The following is a 20,769-nucleotide window of genomic DNA, read 5'->3' as shown; positions in this document are numbered from 1 at the left end:
GTCATCGACTGCACCGAAATCGGGTGCTCGCTGCCGACGCCCACCGGCCCGACCTGCAGCTGTCGGGTCTTGCGACGCTCGGAGAGGACGGGAGGAGGAAGCGCTGGCATACCAAGAGCGACAGTCATCGAACGCTCCTCGCGGAGGAAGGTTCGTCTCCGGCGAGGGACGGGATCGCACCCAGCGCCGCCCGGGCGATCGACGGGCCGTCGAGGCCGCAAGCGCGGAGGATGGCGCCACGGTCACCGTGCGCGAGGAAGGTCTTGGGCAATCCCAGGTTCATGACCGGTGTTCCGACACCCGCGTCCGAAACGGCTTCCTTGAGCGCGGAGCCCATCCCGCCGCCGCGGACGCCGTCCTCGACGGTCACCACGAGACGATGCCGTGCCGCGAAGTGCACGAGCGCTGGATTGACCGGCAGGATCCAGCGAGGATCCATGACGGTGACCCCGTGGCCCCGCAGTTCCAGGAGTTCGGCGGCCTCCAAGGCCGCGGAGGCGGTGGTCCCGGCGGCGACGATCAGGACGTCCAACGGCATGGCGGAGCTGCGGTGCAGGAGATCGACGCCGTCCATCCGCTGCATGGCGGGGATCGGAGGGCCCGCTGCGGCCTTGGGGAACCGCACCGCCGTCGGCCCGGTGGACACCGCGACCGCTTCGCGGAGCAACAGCGATAGCTGGTCGGCGTCCCGCGGGGCTGCGACACGCATTCCGGGTATGCGGCCGAGCAGGGCCAGATCCCACATCCCGTGATGGCTGGGGCCGTCGGGGCCGGTGACCCCCGCGCGGTCCAGGACGAACGTCACCGGCAGTCCGTGCAGCGCGACGTCCATCAAGGCCTGGTCGAACGCGCGGTTGAAGAAGGTCGCGTACACGCAGACCACCGGGTGGATCCCGCCCATGGCGAGACCGGCGGCCGAGGTCACCGCGTGCTGTTCGGCGATGCCGACATCGAGGACCCGATCCGGGAACTCCCGGGCGAACCGGCCGAGCCCGACGGGCAACAGCATGGCGGCGGTCATCACGACCACTTCTTCGTGCTCGGCGCCGATCTCCGCGATCACGTCACCGAACAGACTTGTCCAGCTTCGTCCGGAACCGGGTTTCGCGACACCGGACAAGGGGTCGATCGCCCCGACGGCGTGCATGCGGTCCGCCTCGTCGTTCTCCGCGTGTGCGTACCCGTGGCCTTTCTCGGTCACGCAGTGCACGACCACCGGCTTGCGCCGCGTGGCGGCCAGCCGCAGCGCCGCTTCCACTTCGGCGACGTCATGCCCGTCGACCGGCCCGAGGTAGTCGAAGCCGATGAGCTCGAACAGGTTGTTCTCCTCGTTCTCACCCCCGCGAAGGGTGGCGAGATGGCCGGCGAATCCTCCGACGGTGGGCGCGTAGGAACGACCGTTGTCGTTCAGTACGACGACGACCGGCGAACCGCTGACCCCGAGATTGTTCAACGCCTCCCAGGCGAGGCCACCGGTCAGCGCCCCGTCGCCGACCACCGCGACCGCCGTCCTGTCGTGTTCGCCGCGCAACCGGAAGGATTTCGCCAGGCCGTCCACATAGGACAGCGCGGTCGACGCGTGGGAATTCTCCACCACGTCGTGGACGGACTCGGAGTGCTGCGGATATCCCGCGATACCTCCGGCTTTGCGCAGCGTCCCGAATTCGACGGCACGTCCGGTGAGGATCTTGTGCACGTAGGCTTGATGGCCGGTGTCGAAGACGATCTTGTCCCTCGGTGAGTCGAACACCCGGTGCACGGCGAGGGTGAGCTCGACGACGCCGAGGTTCGGGCCGAGATGGCCGCCTGTGCGACTCACCTCGTGGATCAGGAAAGTCCTGATCTCCTCTGCCAGCCCGGTCAACCGGTCGTGGTCGAGTTCCTTGAGTTCAGAGAGGCCCGGAAAAGATCGGGACACGTGACTTCACCTCTTCCGATGAGCGGTCAGTCGGTCTGCCGCCGTACGGCCACGGGCAGCCCGAAGTGGACCGTCTCGTGGGCGACGGCGTGTTCTTCGATGGTGACCTCGCCAAGGCCGCGCAACGCGGCCACGACCTGATCCACCGGCCCAGGGGGAGTGGAGGCGCCGGAGGTCACTCCGACGGTACGCACGCCGGCCAGCCATTCGGGGCGGATGTCCGAGGCGTCTCCGATGAGGTGCGAGGATGTGCCCGCGCGGCGTGGGGTTTCGGCCAGCCGGACGGAATTCGACGAGTTCGGCGATCCGACGACCAAGACGAGGTCGGACTTCTCCATGATCGCCTTCACCGCGTTCTGCCGGTTGGTGGTGGCGTAGCAGATGTCGTCAGTGGGAGGTTCGCGAAGGGCCGGGAACCTGGTGCGCAGGGCCTTCACGACCTCCGCGGTCTCGTCCACGCCGAGCGTCGTCTGGGTCAGGTAGGAGACACGCTCGGCGTCGGGCAGGTCGAGTGCGGCGACATCTTCCGCGGTTTCGACCAGAACGGTCGAGTCGGGTGCCTCACCCATGGTGCCCTCGACCTCTTCGTGCCCGGCATGGCCGATGAGGACGATCGTGTCACCCCGCGCCGCGAATCGTTTCGCCTCGGAATGTACTTTCGTCACCAGGGGACAGCTGCCGTCGATCACTTCCAGGCCACGCCGCGCGGCTTCCTGCCGCACGGCGGGGGAGACACCATGGGCGGAGAAGACCACCGTGGCCCCGTCGGGTATCTCGTCCAGCTCGTCGACGAACTTCGCGCCCCGGCTCGCCAGGTCGTCGATGACGTGCGAGTTGTGGACGATCTGCTTCCTCACGAAGACCGGGCTCTGCCGGCTTTCGAGGATCCTTTCGACTATTTCGATCGCCCTTTCGACCCCCGCGCAGAAAGAGCGCGGCGAGGCCAGCAGCACTCGCCGCGACGCGGTGACCGCGCTCCATTCGGCCACGCTCCGTTCGACCGTGGCACGGTGTTCGTCAGACGCTCCGGCGAAGATCGCGAGATCATCGCGCCCTCTGACGGGCTCGCGGTACACGGTCAGCGAGTCGTCCCCGGTGTCGAGCGCCGACCGCTCCCGGATCGGAACGCCGGCGCGGCGGAGCGAACCACGGAGCAGCTCGGACGCGGCGCAGCGAACGACCTTGCCCCGGTCACGTAACTCCGGGCTCAGCACCGCGAAGCCCACTGAGGTCGCCTCTGTGTCGGCCTGCCCCAGAACGGCCGACCGGCTCTGCTGTGTCATCTCCGGATTCTCGAACAAGACACTAAGGGGCCAAAACGCGCGTTCCACGCGGCGGACCCCGGTCCGCCGGTGTGAACGGTCAACCTGGCTCGGCCGACGGATCTTCGACTGCCGGGTAGAGGGGGCTGGGGGCGGCTCGTGATGTGCTCGCGGACGAGGCGCCCGCAGCTTCTTCCGGCGTTTCCCGGAGGTTGAACAGTTCGATGGCGACCTCGTCGGTGGGTGCGCCGTCGTAGGGGCGTGAGCCGATGCGAATGAAGGACGCCAGAAAAGACCTGTTCTCTTCCGGGGATCCCGCATCGAATGTCGATTCACGACGTGTGGCTCGCTCGTCGAGTTCTTTGGCCATCCATTGTACGGCCAGGTCTTTGATAGCCCGCGCGCGAGTCTTGCCCAGCCGTTTCGACCTCGACGCGTTTTCGGATCGGGTGTCTTCGAAACTGGTGATGACCACCTGAGGAAAGGATTCCGCCTCGTCGTAGGCCTCTTGGGCGTGAAGGTATACCTGCCGAAAGAGTCGTTCTAGCTCGTTGCGGTAGCGTAGTTCGATTCTGTTCGATTCCGGAGAGAACTTGACCATGGTCTGTTCGGGAAGTTTCACCGGTTTGGAGGCGCTGGGCAGTGGAGGCGGTGGATTGATGTAGGCCTCCGCTGCCGCGGCAGCCGCCTCTTCTCGTGCCGAGGTCGACTGGTCCACGTCCTGTGCGGGCTCGGGGTGCCGCGGGGATTCCAGGCCGGCGGCGGCGACGGCGTCACGAACCGAGGTGCCGGTGTGGTAGCCCGTTCCGGGACGTTCATGGACACCGAGCAGCCTGCCGTCCTGGAACAGTCCCCAGCTGTTGGCGTGCGCTTCGCCTCCGTACGTCCAGATCGTGCCCGTGAGCGGGGTGAGGACGCGACCGTGGGTGATCGAGGACAGGATTCCGGCGAGCGAGGCCGCGGGCACGCCCGGCTGGTTTCCGGTGCGTCTCGGTTGTTCGCCACCGTGGCCGGTCAGCAGCAGGAGCCGCTGGGAGTCCGGCGCGCCGTTCAGCATTTCGTGAACCCAGGTCGCGAAATCGCGGTAGGCCAGGCTTATTCCGTCCCGGAGCACCACCTTTCCGAAATAGTGATCCACCGTGAGCGACAGCGAGATCACTCCCTGATACTTGCGAATCCGATCCCATCCCATTCCCATCGCGAACAGGAAGGTAGGGAAGATCATCGCCCCGGTCGGGCTCTCCAAAGCCAGGGCGGGGCCCGGGGGGACGATAAACTCCCGGGGAACCCTGATCGGTTCATCCCGGCTGCCGAACCGAAGGGGCCCCAGCCGGGAGACGTCCACACCGGACGGGTTCCGGTACGTGAACGTGGGCACCCGTCCGGCGGGCAGTGGGAACGCCGGTATCCGCACGAACACACCACGGCGTCGTTCCTCAAGATCGCGACCGCTGCTCAACGGGGATCCCGCCCGGCCGTGAACGATCTTCTCGAACGCCTGGATCATCAGACCGAAGTCGGGAATTCTGTCGGCGACGGGCCGGTTCTGGTGGGCGCCGTTCAGGCCGAGCAACAGCGCGACGACCACCGAATCCACGCGGGCCACACTGGTGGCCATGGCCCGCCCCGGGCGCCGGGAGTTGCCGTAGCCGTGGACCTCGATGGCGGGAATCGCGCCGCCGGACTCGTGGGCGTTGAGCAGGCCGTCGTAGAGGGATTCTCCCAGCTGGACGACCCGCTGGGCGGGGTGATCGGCGTAGAACCAGTCTCCCGCCATCAGGTCACGGGCCCCTTTGGCGAAAGTGACCGTCTGGCTTGTGGGGTTGAGGACGATGGCGTTGGGGTGGGGCGTGTCGCCGAAACCGAGTGGACGTGCGCCGCGGTGCTCGGTGATTTCGGTGTGGGGGCCGGTGGTGGTGTGGATGGTGCCTTGATAGCCGAGTTCTTGTGCGGCGGAGCGGATTCGTTCGGTGTGGGTGGGGTTGGGGAGGCAGGTGACGAGGAGGATGTCTTGGTGTTTCCAGGTGGTGCCGAGATGGGTCAGGGTTGTGTCGAGAGTGGTGAAGAAGGTGACTGGGTCGGTGGGATGGGGGATGGTGTAGCCGGTGTGGTCGTGGTGGGCGAAGACGAGCCGGGCGCCGGGGTGGCCGAGTTGGGTGGCGAGGTCGTGGCGGGCCGCGGCAGCGTGCAGGATGGAAGCTTCGTGGTCGGGCAGGAAACCGACGGCGGTGATGGTGCCGTCGGCGGCGATGACCTGCTGGTAGTGCGTGCCCGTAACGGCCTGTGGCGCTCGTGCCGAAGCCGAGAAGCTCACGCCGGCATGGGCGACATCGGAGCCGAGTGGGGTAGCGGCATTGCGTGTGAGGGCGTCGTGGGCGTGGGCGGTGAGCAGATATTGGGGCCCGGTGACGTGGTTGAGACGCATCTGACGGACCAGCTGCGTGAGCCGGGCACGATTGTGCGGGTCACGCAGCGAAGGGGCCGCGGCGACGAGGTGATCGATGCGCTCCCGCAAGGCGAGATGAAAGGCGGGACGGTCGGCGGGCAGGGGCACGAGCCGGTCGCCGTGCCGGTCGGCTTCGGCTACCGCGTCCGAGATCAGCCGGGTCAGCTCCTTGTCCGGGCCGGTGACCCCGTCTTCTCGCAGTCGTTCTGCCAGCCGCTCGACGGTGTCGGTCTTGTGCGTCCAGGCGGTGGCATAGGCGAGGTGCCCGATTATTTCGCGTTGGCCGGCATCGCCTGAGTCGAGGACCCGGCCCAGCACCGTCGCGACCGGATGCGGGGACAACAACGCACGGGCGGTTTCGACGTCCATGGCAGGAAGACCGAGTTCCTGCTCCCGCGCGAGCTGGTCGTGGCGGTTCTCCACCATCCAGAACAACACGTCCAGTCCGCCCTGGACGTCGTCACGCAGCCGGCGCACCAGCGCTGGAGTGCTGATACCGGGTTCGGTGAGCAAAATTGCGTCTATCAGCGAGTGGATTCGTGCGAGATCGCTCGGTTTGGTCGCGGACAGGGGCCTCTGCTGGTCTCCGATAGCGGCATCGATGGCCAGCCCGACGTCGGCGAGGAGGGCCGCACGTCCTCCGAGACCCGCCTGCTCGGCGCGGAGCGCCAGTCCGGCCGTGGTCTCCCGGTGATGGTCGACGGCCAGCCGCCACAGCAGAAGCGTGGCCGGCCCCGGTTCGTCCGCGTCGAACCTCTCTGACCGGTGCTCTCCTCGGAAGGTGGGATGCCACGCCGAGCCGTCGGCTTCGGCGTCGTTCAGCGCCTTGGTGATCGCCGGGCCCAGCAGGTGCGGATGCCTGATGCCTTCGTCGGCCAGTTTGTGCCGTACCGCGGCGGGCGTGAGGTTTCCGTGTCCGTCGACCACTTTCCGGGCCAGGATCTCGGCGACCCCCCGCGCGGTGACCAAGTCGCCCGACAGCGCCGCGACCTGGTCGAACGTCGGTAGCCGAACCCCCGCGGAACGGCGCTGATACTGGGCCTCGACCCAAGCGTCAAGGTGAGAACCGAGAGCGGGATCGAGCTGGAACTGCTCGCGCACCATGGTCAGCACTTCCGGGGGAAGTCCGGCCAAACGGGACGTCCGAGGCCAGACGACCTGGTTCACCAGGAAGTCGCGGAACGTTCGATCAACTCCCGGCCGCCAGGACAAGACGTCGAGTGGCGGGGTGTCGACGGCGGGCAATTCAGGGGTGCCAGGACCGGGCCCCAGACGGAGGGTGCCGGCGGGGAGTTCACCGTTGTCGACGTTACCGATCCGTCCGGCAGGGGTGATGAAGACCGGTTTGCCGGGGTGGCTGACAAAGAGGTCGATGTCGTGCCGGCCGGTTCGATGGCGGATGAGCCCGGTGAGGTGCGGTTGTTCTCCGGGCGTGATGTAGCAGGAGAGGAGTTCGATCCTTCCGGTCTGTGTCCAACCGGCGATCGAGGACGGGACACTGGCGATGACCTCGGCGAGCTGGTCGAGGTCGTGGCGGATGTCGGTGCCGGTCATGAAGTCGGGGAGGGTGAAAGCGCCGCCGGGACGATGCTGGCGGCTGACGACGACCCAAAGGGTTCCGGGTTTCGGTTCGGGGAAGGCGTTGAGGACGTTGCGGGCGTAAGCGTCGTTGACGAAGGCGATGCCGCCGGGGAAGGGGACCGCACGCACCGGCCCCAGGGGCGAGGCGACAGGTACCGAAAAGGTGCCGGGCAGTGGCTCGTCGGGACGAACGGCGAGCACGGTCTCGGCGTGCTCACGCAGAATGTGCTGTGGGCCGGCGACGTTCCGCGCTCGCATCTCCTGGACGAGACTGGTCGATCGATCGGGGTTGGCGCGATCCCGTAGCCGTGGGTTGGCCAGCATGATCTCGCCGATACGCTGATACAAGACTTGGGTGACGGCCGGAACCGTAGGCAGGTCGCGATGCTCGGCCCGGGTCCTCGCGCGGACGACCAGATCAGTCAGCGTCGACGAGTCGCCGGTGACCCCTTCCGAGGAAAGCCGGGCGATGAGCTCCTCGGTACCGGCTTCTCTGTTGAGCCTCGCCGCGGCGAAGGCCAGTTCTTCGATCGTGGTCCTATCGGCTGCCCGGCCGGTATGCAGTGTCCGGCCGAAGAACGCCTGCCGCGCACCCGAGTGCAACCGCGTCCGGGCAACGCGGACGACACCCTGATACACCGCCGGATTCGACTTACGTGTACGAGCCAGATCCGATTTACGGGTCGTCACCAAACGGTGAAGGCTCTTTGTATCACCCGCCACGTTGTACGACGGCAGGAGCGCCAGGATGGACCGCACCTTGGCGTCGGGTGTGTCGGCGATCAGAGCGTTGACCAGCGTTGCGATCTGGGCGTGATCCTCGGACACGCTTCCGTCCAAGAACGGATATCGGCGCTGGTTCCGTACAGCGGCATCGATGACGTCCTCGGCGTGCCGAAGCAGGCCCGGAGACGAACTGAGACCCGCGAGTTCTGCGCGCCGGGCGATCTGTGCCGCGGTTTCCCGAGGATGATCGACCGACAGCAGCCACAGCATCGCCATCACCTCGCCGAGGGTGTCGGTGCGGGAGGACAGTTCTTGCGCGGCGCCGTCGTCCGAGGGAGGTGCCGAGTCCCCGGGCTGTGCGGGTTCCGGGCCCGTGCCGTCCCGTCCGCTGTGGAGAGTGATGGCGCCGAAAGGCTCGTCAGGCATGGTCGTCGGATCGGCGAGCAGTTCCTCAATGGGGATCCGCAGCAGCACGAGGGCTTGAGCCCGCAAAGCCTCCGAAGGGCCGGTGATATGCCGCATCCGCATGTGGCTGACCAGTTCAGCCAGCCTGTCGGACGTACGGAGTTCGGGCGTGCTCCGCAGAATACCGCCGATGCGGGCGCGGACAGCCTCGCGATGCCCGGGGTCGGTGCTGGACAGCGTGGGAAGCCGGTCCCCGTTCATGGTCGCTTCGGCTATGGCCGAGTCTGCCATAGCCGTCAGCGATTCGCGAGATCCTGATATCCCTTCGTCCTCCAAACGCGCCACGATCCGGCTCGCCGTGGCCTCCTTGTCCGCCCAGGCCGCGGCGTAGGCGATCTTCATGATCAGCTCGCGGTCGATGTCCGCGGACCGGCCTTTGAACAACGGGGCGGGGTCCAGTACGGGAAACCGGGAGGGGCCGGAGACGGCATCGTCCTGTCGCGTGGTCTCTTGGGACTCAAGACCGGCGAGCTCTTTCTTTCGGTTGATTACCGCCTCGCGAAGGGTGTGTTGTTCACCCTGAAGGTTGTAGCTGCGCAGCTTGTTTGTCGCGAATTCCACGGACTCATCGGGGTTATCCGCGACAACAGCATCGATGATAGTGTTGATCTGTGCTTTCTTTTCGATTGAAGAGATATTCAAGAGCGGGTGTCGCCGCTGGTGTTGTTCGGCGATTCGGATCGCTTCGGAGGCGCCGGGCAAAAGTATGCTGTATCCGGTGAAGCCGGCGTCCTCGGCCAGGAAGGCTATTCTTCCCGCATCCGATTGGGGATTGTCGACAGCCAACTGCAGCAGGAGGACGGTGAGGTCGTTGGGTGCTTCGGCGAGAAATATCTCATTGCGCCGTTTGCCACGGTAAATCGGGCCCCATAGTGAGCCCTCGGATTCGGCGGTAGTCTTCGCTCGGGTGAGAAAGGGGAGGGTGCCAGTCTTCGTATCGACTCCTTTTCGGATCAGCTGGGAGCCCAATCTATCCAGATGAAGAGCGCCGAACTCGTGCACAACATCTTGGGCCAGTGCTTCGATGGTATCGTGGTGGTGGGGATTCTGAGGGTCGAGTTTGTTCTCGATGAGAGCAGGGCGAAGTTCCCAATCCAGGTGGATCGTGGGATCACCGAGCAGATCGGCGATCGGTGTCCCCAGCGCTTGGGAGGCGTAACCCGTCAATTCATCCTGGTCACCGGTGATGTGCCGCATCCGCATGTGCTTCACCACCGTACTCGGCTCGCCGGAGGCGTGCAGGCCCGGTGTGTTGAGCAGAATGCTGGCCAGGCGGCCCTGGATGGCGTTCCGGTGAGCGGGGACGCCGGTACTCAGTGGTTCGAGCCGATCGCCGTTCTTCTGGGCCTCGCTGACGGCGTTGTCGACGAGACTGGTCAGATTGCCCTTCGAGCCGCCGATCCCCTCCTCTCGCAGCCGGGTGGCGAGCCGGACGGCGTCTGCGGTCTTGTCTGACCAAGCGGCGGCGTAGGCGATCTTCTCGATCGCGCCACGATCGCCCGGCCGGTCGGCATCGAGTGATCGTCCGAGGAACGGCCGTGACGGAAGACTTGCTGCGAGTTCGTCGGCGGAAGTTGCTGTCTCGGCGTCTTGGCGCGGATTCTTCCTCCGCCGGCTGACCGGTTCCCGGATGTCGTCGCGGAGCCGGCGGCCGTCCTCCTCGGCTGCCCTGATTGCTTGTTTGGCATCGATCGTGATGTGATAATAAACGCCGATAAAACCGGCGCCGCGTGCGGCGCGGACGATCGCCTCGAAACCGTTCTCTGGCTGAGTGATCGCTTGCCAGTACATGAAGGCTGTGAGCGAGTTTATATCGGCGAGGTTGAATCGCTCCGATATTCTTTTGTTTCGATGAACCGGTTGCCATAGCATGTCATCCTGCTTGAGTGTCTTCCGGGCTGCTGAGACCACCTTCTTGGCTGCGTTTGACTGACGTGCTGTTATTCCGTCTTCTCTTATGTATCCGAGTATTAGTTCAGGGCCGAGGTCGCCTCGAAGAATGTACTCCGTGGTCGCGGAGGAGGCGAGTAATTCCCTTTTTTCGGAGCTGATGGGGAGCGGGTTGGGGCGAACGCGTTTTGTGCTGTTCCCAGAGTCCCTTTCCTGTTTGCGCTTGCCGCCGAGGACGAGCGTCCTTTCGGGCAAGTCGGTGGGGTCGGGCATGCCGGTGGCGACGGCGCGAATCTCGGCGGAAGGGGTTATGTAGATGCGACTCTCGAGATAGGCGGGAGTGAAAAAGAGGTGGTTGATCGTACGTAGGGCGGGGTTGGCGATGAGGCCGTCGAGCACGTTCAAATGGGCCGAATCGAGATCACAGGCCCAGAGCCGGATCTCGCGGAAGCGGCTCCAGTCGGCGAGTCCGGTGGGAAGCTTCGCGAGTGTGGTGACGAGTTGTTCCGGGGTGCGGGAGAGCGCGCCGCCCCGGAAACCGGGGATCGCGTACATGCCGTTTCGGTGGTGGACGACGAGATTGAAGATGCCAGGGACGGGCTCCGAAAAGGCCCTGAGCACATTGGGTGCGTAAGTATCGGTGATGAACGCGACGCCGTCGGGTAGAGGCACCGCCCTGGCTGGCTGCCCGTCGGAGTCGACAGGAACGCCGAAGGTGCCGAAGCGACTGGTGACCGCGTCGGGCAACGTCTCGTCGGGCGCGAGTGCGAGGATCGTTTTGGCATGGGCGCGCAAGGTGTCCGGGGACCCCGCGATGCGGTGGGCCTGCATCTGCTCCACCAGTTCGGTGACCCGATGTGGGTTCTCCGGATCGCGCAGTGACTCGTTCGCCAACACGATCTCGGCGGTACGCCGGTGGATTTCCGCTACGGACGGGCCGATCAGCGCGTCAAGGGATTCTTCGGCGTGACTCCGCAGAAGTGCCTGAGGGCCTTCGATGTGCCGGATCCGCATCCGTCGCACCAGCTCGGTCACCTGGGTGGCCCTGTCGAGGTTCCGTAGCTCCGGGGAGTTCGCGACGATCTCGGTGGTGCGTTGACGGATGGCTTGCCGGTAGGTGGGCACGTCGGTGGACAGCGGCACGAGCCGGTCGCCGTGGCGGGTGGCGTCCCCGATGGCCTGGGTGGCGAACAGCGAGAGAGCCGCGGGCGTTCCTGCGACCCCGTTCGTGGTCAGCCAGGTGACCAGCTCGTCGGGTGTGGCGTTCTTTCGGGCCCATGCCGCGGCGTAGGCGACCGCGAGAATCCGCTCTCGATGGCTCGGATTGCCGGCGTCCATCGTCTCACCCCGGAACGACCGGTCCGGCCGCAAGGTCAAGAGTCGCTGAGCGGCGGCGACGGCACCGGCGTCGGGTGGGTTCTTCGCCATTTCCCGACTTCTGGCCTGTACTGCCGCGTGCACCTTATTTCGTACGCCTCGTACGTTGAATTCGTACAAACGAATGCAGGTAGAATCCACGCCGAGGCCGGGTTCGGTGCTGAGCAGGGCGTCGATGAGCTGATGGATCCTGGACTCGTGCGCCTGGTTGGAGATATGCAGCACAGGATGGCGGTGCCCGAGCTCCACCGCCAGGTCAATGGTTTCTCGCGCATATTCGACAACAAGGGCTTCCTCAAGGAAGCCTGCGTTCTGAGCACGGCGAGCGATCTCCATCGCGGTGGCCTGCGGGTGATCAAGGGCCAGCTGCCACAGCACGGCGTCGCGATGACGCGATCCTATAGGTTGCTCGACGCCTTGGTAAACAGGATGCCAAGCCGAGCCATCTTGCCTGGCTTGGCCGGCCGCGGCGGTGAGTGCCTTGGCATACCCGCCCTTGCGTTCCATCCCTTCGCGACTCAAGTAATAGGACAAGGCGTGGTGGCCGAGAGTGCCGTGCTCCGCGACGACCTTCCGGGCCAGTGCTTCGAGGCTCGCCGCGTGTTCGGGACTGGTGTGATCGATTTTGCGCGCGACGGGACCGAACGTTCTTTCAGGCTGGGTCGACGGATCGTCGAGCAGAGCGTCCGGTGATTTCTCCAGAAACGGTCGAGCGGCGGATTCCAGCTGGTCCTGGGGCCCCCTGATGTGCCGCATTCGCATATGGCTCACCAGTTCAGTCAGCCGATCCGGGGCATGGAGGTGCGAAGTACTGAGCAGAATTCCGCCTATGCGGGATCGGATGGCGCCGTGGTGAGTGGCGTCTCCAATGGACAGGGTCGCGAGCCGATCGCCATTGCGTGCCGCGTCGGACACCGCACCGGCCACCAGTTCGGCCACCACGTCGGGCGAGCCGGTGACCCCCTCCGTGGCCAGCCGGGCGGCCAGTTCTTCGACGGTGGCGTCCTTGTGCACCACGGCGGCGGCGTAGGCCAGTTGCCCGATCGCCTTGTGGTCCGCGAACGAGTCAGCTGTGAGAGACCGGCCCGCGAACGTGGCGTCCATCGAGAGAACTGGCAAGGCTGGGGCACCCGCTTCGCCATCGACGGGTGACTCCGCGGCGGCGAGCGCTTTCCTTCTCTCGGCCACCGCTCGCTCCACCTGCATCGACCAACCTACGACGTTGTACTCGCGCAGTTTTTTCAGTAGCACCCCGACGGAGGTTTTGGTGCGGAGCAAGGCGGTGATCAAGCTGTCTATCCGGGGGCGATGGGCGGGATCGGTTATCTCCGAGATCGGATGCCGCCGGCCATGGCGCACCGCCGCCGCGACAGCTTGCTCGGCGGCCAGGAACAGTTCGCTCGTTCCGGCGAAACCGGTCCGCTCGGCCCGTCGTGCGATCTCCGTCGGGGTTTCGCGAGGGTAGTCCACTGCCAGCAGCCACAGCATGACCGTCAGCTCATTCGGCTCAGCCGGGGTGAATCCCTCCAAGTGCGGGTACTCGAGTGCTTCGCGGCCGCGATGGACAGGGTGCCACAACGAGCCGTCACTCTTCGCCTGTCGCAGTGCGTGGCTGATCGCTCCGGAGAAACCGGATGCGTAGCGCACACCCTCACGGTTCAGAGGAATTTGCAAGCTGTGGGTGTCGAGCCCGCCGTTTTCTGCGACGACCTTCCGGGCGGCTGCCCGGATCGCCGCCTGGTCGCCTTCGCGAAAAGGAACAGGTCCACCTTCGCGAAGATTCAGAGGGGCGAGTGAGACGTCGCGCGCGGTCGCGTGATCGGCTGGCGGAGTGTCCGCGCTCTGCTGCAGGTCGGTGGCGAAGTTCACCAGTTCCGGCTGGGAACCGGTGACATGTCGCGTCCGCAGATGTTTCACCAGTTCGATCACATTCTCAGGTTTCCGCAACCTCTCTGTGCCGAGCATGATCGCCAGGGCGCGGCCGCGAAGCTCGGCTTGGCGGCCGGGGTCGGGATCGCCGACGAACAAGCGCGTGAGCCGGTCACCTTGGTAGTCGGCCTTTGCCACGACGTCGCGGACCAACCGGACCAACGCCTCACGGTCTCCGGCCACGTTCTCCCGCTGCAATCGCGTGGCCAGTTCGTCGGGAGTCGCGGTCTTGTCCGACGAAGCCGCGGCATATACGACCAATTCGAGCAGGTCCCGGGTGGACTGGTCCCCGACGTCCAGGGGCCGTCCGAGGAATGTCCGGTCCTGTCCGGGATCCTGCCGGCGGGAGGATCCGCCCGTGGGATGAGCCGGGTCGTCGCCTAGCGTCAGCAGGTGCTTACGTACCAGAGTACTGACCCGTTTTGACTCTCCACGTACGTTGTGCTCGACCAGAGCCGTGGTCAGGTCCTTGACGTCACGGTCGCGTCCATCGGCGAGAATACGGTCGAGCCTCGCGAAGATCAGCTCATGATGCGCAGGGGTCCTCACGTCCAACGCGGGCTCGCGGCGGCCGCGCTCCTCCGCGGCCTTGATCGCCGACTGAACTTCTACGAGCAGCTGCTTGTAGGGGACGGCGAAGCCGGCTTCCCGGGCCTCTCGCACCAACGTGGTCCCGGTGACGCCAGGACGGGTGGCGAGCTGCCACCAGAGCCAGGCGGTGAAATGGTTGGGCTGCGCCGAATCGAATCTCTCGGCGCGGGGGGCACCCGCGTAGTGGCGACGCCACAGTGCACCGCTTTCCTCCATACTTTGTCGCGCTTGGGCGGCCGCCTTTCGCACCTCGGCGATGTTGACATCGCCGAACCCGGCGGATTGCACGAAGGGCGCCAGGTATTCACGGCTGCCATCGCCGTGCTGGTGGAACATCTCGATGGCCATCGCGACCATCCGTGTCTGCTTTTCGGGGTCGGCGGGCGTGGTGCCTGTGGCGCCGCTTCCTTCGGTACGGGGTCGTTTGGCGGTGCTGGCCGATTCACCCGCCGTGCCGGACGGGCGTTTGGGCCCCTTCGGGCCGAGCCGGAGTGTCCCGAAAGGCAGCTGACCGTCGTCCGCGGTGCGGATACCGTCCTCGGGGAGGATGTACACGGGGCGTCCGGGGTGGGCGACGACGGCTTCCACGTGATGGAGATGGGGGTGGTGGTGGAGTAAGCGAGTGAGGTCCTCTCCGTGGCCCAAGCTGAGATCACAGGAGTAAAGCTCGATCTTGGTGAGCGCGGCCCAGGGCGCGATCGCGGTGGGAAGTCCGGCGATGACTTCGGCCAGTTGAGCGAAATCGTGTCGGACGAGAGCGTCGACGGAACCGGGCAGCAGGAGATCGGCGCTGGTCGTGTGGTCGCGGGGTACGACGACGCGCAGGGTGCCGGGGGTGGGCTCTCGGAAGGCATTGAGAACGTTACGGGCATAGGTGTCGTGGACGAAAGCCACCCCGCCGGGTATGGGCACCGCTCGCACCGGTTCTCCGAACGAGGCGACCGGGATCGAATAGGCACCACGAACCGGTGTGTCAGGGCGGATCGCGAGCATGGTCTCGGCGTGCTCACGAAGAACGCTCTCAGCGTCGGTGATACCTCGGTCTCGCAGCAGCTGAAGCAGTTCTGTCATCCGGTCGGTGTTACCGGGATCGCGGAGTGCCGGATTTGCCAGTAAGACGGCGCCGATGGTCCGGTAGATGCTCGGGTCGATGTTCTGCGCTGTGGGGTGCGGGGGCCTGGACACGGTCCGGTGCGGGTCGGCCTTCGCCACGGTGAGAACGACCAGCGGCCGTAGTTCCGCGGCGTCCCCCGTGACTCCTTCCAGGGCGAGCCGGGCGATGAGCTCGTCGATCGTGGCTTCTTTGTCCAGTACTGCCGCGGCATAGGCGAGCTTGGCGATCATGTCCTGGTCGGAGGCGCGTCCGGCGTCGAGGGTCCGGCCCAGGAACAGCCGCTCCGGCCGCAGGGGCAACCGGCTTTCGGCGGCGGCGGCGAATTCTCGATATATATCGGGTTTCTGCTTCCGGGTGCGGGCAAGATCCGCTTTCCTGGCTCTGACCGTGTTACGGAGTCTTTCGGCGTCTCCCGTGACGTTGTAACCGGGAAGGGAAGCGACCACGGAATCGACGGTGGTGGTGTCCGGCTCGGCGATGAGCAGGGCGTCGACCAGGCTTTGGATCGAGACGATGGCCTTCTTGTCGCTGATGTCCAAGAACGGATGCCGACGCCGGTGTCGCGCAGCGGCGTCGATGGCTTTCTCGGCGTGTCGCGCCAGATCGTCGTGGCCGGTCAAGCCCGCCGATTCGGCGAGCCGGGCGATCTGTGCGGCGGTGTCGTGAGGACGATCGACCGCCAGCAGCCACAACATGGCCGCCACATCGTCCGGAGCGCCGATTTCATCAGGCCCTCCGGGTATGTCGCCGCGGCCGTCGGAGGGTGTGGGGGACGGGTAACCGGATTCGGCCATCGTGGAGGCCGGGACGGCCAGAGCGCTTTCGAGGCGGGGCAAAGCTTGCCCGGTGTCGTGGAGGGTGATCCGGCCGAAGGCCGGCTCGGGCCTGGTCGTGGGGTCGGCGACCAGGGTTTCGTGAGGTATTCGCAGCAGCTGCAGAGCCTGAGTGCGGAGGGCCTCTTGCGGTCCGGTGATGCGCCGCATTCGCAGATGCTTGACCAGCTCGGTGAGCCCGTCGAGGGTGTGCAGTTCAGGGGTGCTCCGCAGGATGCCACCGATCCGTGCTCGGACGGCCGCTCGCTGCGCCGGGTCGGTGGCCGACAACGTCGCGAGCCTGTCACCGCTCATGGTGGCCTCGGCCACGGCCGCGGTGGCCAGGGCGAGCAGCCCATCGGGATCCCCGGTGACGCCTTCCGCGGTCAATCTCGCCGCGACATCCGCGGGTGTGGCGCCCGTGTCGGACCAAGCTGTGGCATACGCGATTTTCATCAGCAGAGGCCGGTCGGTCTCCAGGGACAGGTCGCGGAACAGCGGGATGGGATGAAGCACCGAGAGCTCGACGGGATCTCCGGCCTTGTCACGCGGGCGAGTCGGCACGCTCCCCTGCTGGAGCTCCGCGATCCTCTTTCTCACCGCGTCGCGGATCTTCTCGTTTCTCCCGCGGACGTTGTGCGCCCGGAGCAGGGCGATCACAGACTCAGAACTGGGGCTGGTCAGGCTGGAGAGCGCGGTGTCGATCAGGGTGTCGATCCGTGGCCGGTGTTCGCTCACGGTGATGTTCAGGTGCGGGTGACGTCGTTCGTGGCGCTCGGCTGCTTCCACGGCCCTGGTGGCGTACTCAAGGAGCGTGCCGCGGTTTCCCAGCCCGGCGCTTTCGGCGCGCATCGCTATTTCTGCCGGGGTTTCACGGGGGTTATCGACAGCCAGTTGCAAAAGCGCGATCGTGAGATCGCCAAGGGAGCTGAAACTGAAATTATCGGCAGGTCTCGCCCCTCGGAAGACTGGCGCCCATGATGATCCTTCGAGTTCAGCCTGTTCTTTCGCGTCGGCGATGAGGTTGCTGAGCTTTTGATGGTACTTGATACCCAGGTGGGCCAGCTGCATTACCAAAGTGTCGATGTCGAGGTCGCCGTGGTCGTCGACGACTCTTTTCGCCAGCTCTTTGATGGTCCGGTGGTGCGCTGGATCCGTGATGTCGAGTTTTTCTTCAGTGGCTATGGCTCGGAGATCCCAGTCGACGTGGATCGAGGGGTCGCCGAGCAGCTCGGCGGCGGACATCTGTTGGAGCTGGGTAGCGTACGCCGACAGCTCTTCCTGGGACCCGACGATGTGGCGCATCCGCATGTGCTGCACCACCCTGGTCACCAGGCCGGTGGGGTACAACGTCGGCGTTGCGAGAAGGATGCTGCTCACGCGACTTCGGATGGCCTCCCGGTGCGCGGGATCGCCGGCGCGCAACGTTTCGAGCCGATCGCCGTTCTTGGCCGCTTCGGTCGCGGCCTTGCTGACGATGCGGGCCAGATTCTCGGTCGAGCCGGTGATGCCCTCTTCGCGCAGTCGGATGACCAGCTGTTCTTCGTTCGCGCTTTTATCCGCCCAGGCCGCCATGTAGGCGACCTTCTCGATCGGATCGCCGTCCGTTCGCGTGTCCGCATTCAAAAAACGGTTCAGATATCGCCGGCGTGGGGGGTGTGCGGATTGTTCGCTGACATTGGCCGTAGATCCGCTGTTCCCCTGTCGAGCCTTCTTGTGGTCACTGACCAGCTTTCGGACCGCGCTGAACTCACCCTTCACTTTTTGGTGTTGCAGAAGCAGGGCCAGGTTCGTCGTCTTCTGGTTGCCGGCTGTGCTCGATATCCGATCGAGCCGGGCGAGGATGCCGGCTCGGTGCGCGGGATCGTCGATCTCGAGTATCGGTATGGGGCGACCGTCTTTCTCCGCGGCTTTGATCGCCAGGTCGACGTCTTTGAGAAGAGTCCGGTAGTCGGACTTGAAGCCGGCTGCTCGCGCGCTGAGAGCGATCGCTTCGGCGCCGTCGGTGCGAGTTGCCGCCTGCCAGTAGAGGAACGCGGTGAATGCGTTGATGTTCGCCAGATCGAACCTCTCCGATCTGCTCTCCCCTTGGTGAACCGGGTGCCACAGGGCAGCGCGCTGTCTGAGTTCCGCTCGTGCCGTCCGCGCTGCCTTCGAGACGTGCTGGAAAGTTCCTGTTTCAACGCCTTTCGCGTTCAAGTGAGCGCGTATGGCCGAGGAGTCCATGTCGCCGTGGTGAAGGAGTCCTTCGGTGACTGCGGACTGAAGTGCGGCTGTCGGTTCGCTGCCGGTGATCGCGGGGCCGTGACGGTCTTCAAGACGAGGACGTTTGGCACTGCTTTCGGAGTCGTTCGCCGACCGATCGCGTTTACCGCCGAGGGTGAGCGTATCGGCGCGTAGTTCGGGAATCGCCACGCCGGCTGGGGTGGTGTCGATGTCGCCATTCGAAGCGATGTGGATCATGCTGCCAGTGCGGGCGAAGGTGAGTTCGGCGCCGGTAGCCGCGCGGACGATCGGGGCGAGCTGGTCGCGATGGGCGGGGGTGAGGTCGCAGGCCCACAGCTCGATTTCGGTGTAGGCGCGGCGGGCGGCGAGCTGGGGTAGCAGCGGTTTGAGGACTTCGGCGAGTTGCGCGGGCCGGTGGGGGAGTGTCCCGGCGTGATCGCCGGGTAGGTGGAAATAGCCTTCTCGAAGATGGGTGACAACGCGGAATACGCCGGGTTTGGCCTGTGGGAAGGCGTTCAGGACGTTGGCGGCATGGGTGTCCGCGACGAACGCGGCGCCCCCGCCGCCAGGCAGGGGAATGGCTTTGACCTGGCCTAGTGGGGAGTAGGCGGTGATGCTCGGTGACGCGGGGAGTGGTGTGCCGCCCTGTTCCAGCGGTGTGTGCTGGTGGGGCGGGGTGTCGGCGGAAGCGGTGAGGAACTCCGCGGTGGTGGCCGCCAGCCTGGTTTCGGTGACCGGTTCGGCGCTCGCCCTGCTGATGATGTCCGGCCGTGGTGGAAGGGGTGTCGTCGCCGAAGTCGCTTGGGCGAGGTTCGTGATGGCGGGCCGCTCGGTTCGCGGTTGTGCGACGTGGTGTTCTGTGCTTCGAGTGAGGTCGGCCGCGCCAGTTCGATGGTCGGCGAACGCGGTCGGGCCTGCGGTGATGTTCGGCTTGGCCGCCTGTGACAGGGGAGTGATGGAGACGCCGGCCGTCGCGGCTTGTGGCGCGGGTGCGGATTCTTTCGCCGGACCGGCCGAAGCCGCTGGGACCGGGTTCTGTGATGTGGCCGTGGAGGTCGTGGCGACATGGGCCACATCAGGTGTCGCCGAGGTGGACGCAACGGTGTGCGTGGCCGTGGTGCCGCCCGGAGCGGTGGACGGTGACGGGGATGAGATCGGGTTCCGGCCAGGCGCGTTCGCGGCGGCTAAGGACGTGACTGCCGTGCTGGTCGGAGCGACGCCTGTGCCAACGAGTGCGGCGAGGTAAGCGGAGGCCGCCGGAGTGGAGAACAGATTGCCGACGGCCTGGGGGCTGGTGGTGTAGGCGGGTGTTTTCTCTGGTGGTTCGGGTTTTTCGTCGGTGGTGATGGTGGTGTAGGGGGGTGGTGTTGTGTGGGGTTCGGCGGTGTCGGGTGTGTGGGTTTTGGTGTCGGTGGTGGGGATGGTGAGGGTGGGTGGTGCGGTGATGTGGGTGTGGGGTGTGGTGTGGGGTTTGCCGCCGTGGGCGCTGAAGGCGCTGATGATGCCGAGGAAGGGGTTGGCTCCGGGGTGGCCGGTGAGGGTGTTGATGAGGGGCGCGGTGAGCAGCGCGATGCCGACTTGTCCGGTGCCGTAGGTGAGGTGGCCGAGGACTTTTTGGGGGCCGGTGATCTTTGTGGTGGCGGTGCCGGTGGTGGTGGTGACGATGCGGCCTTCGAGGGTGAAGGCGGTGGTGCGGACGAGGCCTGCCGCGGCGTGGAAGAGGCCGGCGAACGCGCCGCCGAGGGCGCCGCCGATGGTGGAGGCGGCCAGGGAGCGGGTGTCGAAGGTGTCGCGGAGGCCGTCGGCGATTTGCTGGGCTTGGACGCCGAAGTCGGTGCCTGTCATGAGGCCGACGCCGATGGCGGTGAATTTCGCGGTTTGTTTGCTGGCTTCGGCGAGGCCGCGCAGGAGCAGGGGTCGGGTGAGGGTGGCGAGGCGGGTGACGAGGGCTTTCCAGATCGCGGCGAGGCTGATGCGGGCGGCGGCGATGACGGGGCCGGTGAGCAGGGCGCCGATGATCGAGGTGAGGAGTTCGATGATGGTGGCGAGGGCGAACGCGGCGAAGACGACGAACATGACTTTGGTCTTGTAGACGTCGGCGGCGGCGGTTTTGGCTGTGCTGGCCAGTTGGGCGGCGCTTTCGGCGAGCCCGGTGAGGCTGTCGCCGACGGTGCCGGTGAGGTAGTGGCTGAAGAAGTCGCCGGTGTGGCCGGTGAGGGTGTGGGCGGTGGCGTGTCCGGCGGTGGTGGCAGCGGCGTGGTAGGCGTGGGCGGCTTTTTCGAAGTCCGCCCACGCGAGCCAGAGAGCGGTGAGGCCTTGGTCGTCGCTTTCGGGCCAGGAGAAGCCGAGGGTGACCTCGAGAAACCTCCGCAGATGCGGAGGCACATGCACACCCCCCTCAGCCACGGGGCAGCACCTCCTTCACTGGCCAG

Annotated in this window: 3 protein-coding genes and 1 pseudogene; all 4 read right to left on the bottom strand. The window is 65.9% G+C overall.

The window, feature by feature from the left end; translation table 11 throughout:
- Positions 1–128 (bottom strand): annotated as a pseudogene (locus DMC64_RS37380) (4-hydroxy-3-methylbut-2-en-1-yl diphosphate synthase); the annotation flags it as partial.
- On the bottom strand, positions 125–1,918 hold the full coding sequence (locus DMC64_RS37375; RefSeq protein WP_125737387.1) for a 1-deoxy-D-xylulose-5-phosphate synthase: 1,794 nt from the start codon (positions 1,916–1,918) through the stop codon (positions 125–127). The gene DMC64_RS37375 and the pseudogene DMC64_RS37380, both read right to left, overlap by 4 nt.
- A 26-nt stretch (positions 1,919–1,944) precedes the next feature.
- Positions 1,945–3,201 carry a 4-hydroxy-3-methylbut-2-enyl diphosphate reductase gene (locus tag DMC64_RS37370; RefSeq protein WP_125737386.1) on the bottom strand — a complete coding sequence of 419 codons (1,257 nt, stop codon included), beginning with the start codon at positions 3,199–3,201 and terminating at the stop codon, positions 1,945–1,947.
- A gap of 79 nt (positions 3,202–3,280) precedes the next feature.
- Positions 3,281–20,743, bottom strand: a complete 17,463-nt coding sequence (locus DMC64_RS37365) for a hypothetical protein (RefSeq protein WP_125737385.1) — start codon at positions 20,741–20,743, stop codon at positions 3,281–3,283.
- Positions 20,744–20,769: the final 26 nt, after the last annotated feature.

This window comes from Amycolatopsis sp. WAC 04197, assembly GCF_003947475.1.
GTDB lineage: Bacteria > Actinomycetota > Actinomycetes > Mycobacteriales > Pseudonocardiaceae > Amycolatopsis > Amycolatopsis japonica.
Note: the sequence above shows the minus strand (reverse complement) of the source record. Positions and strands in the feature narration are given on the sequence as shown.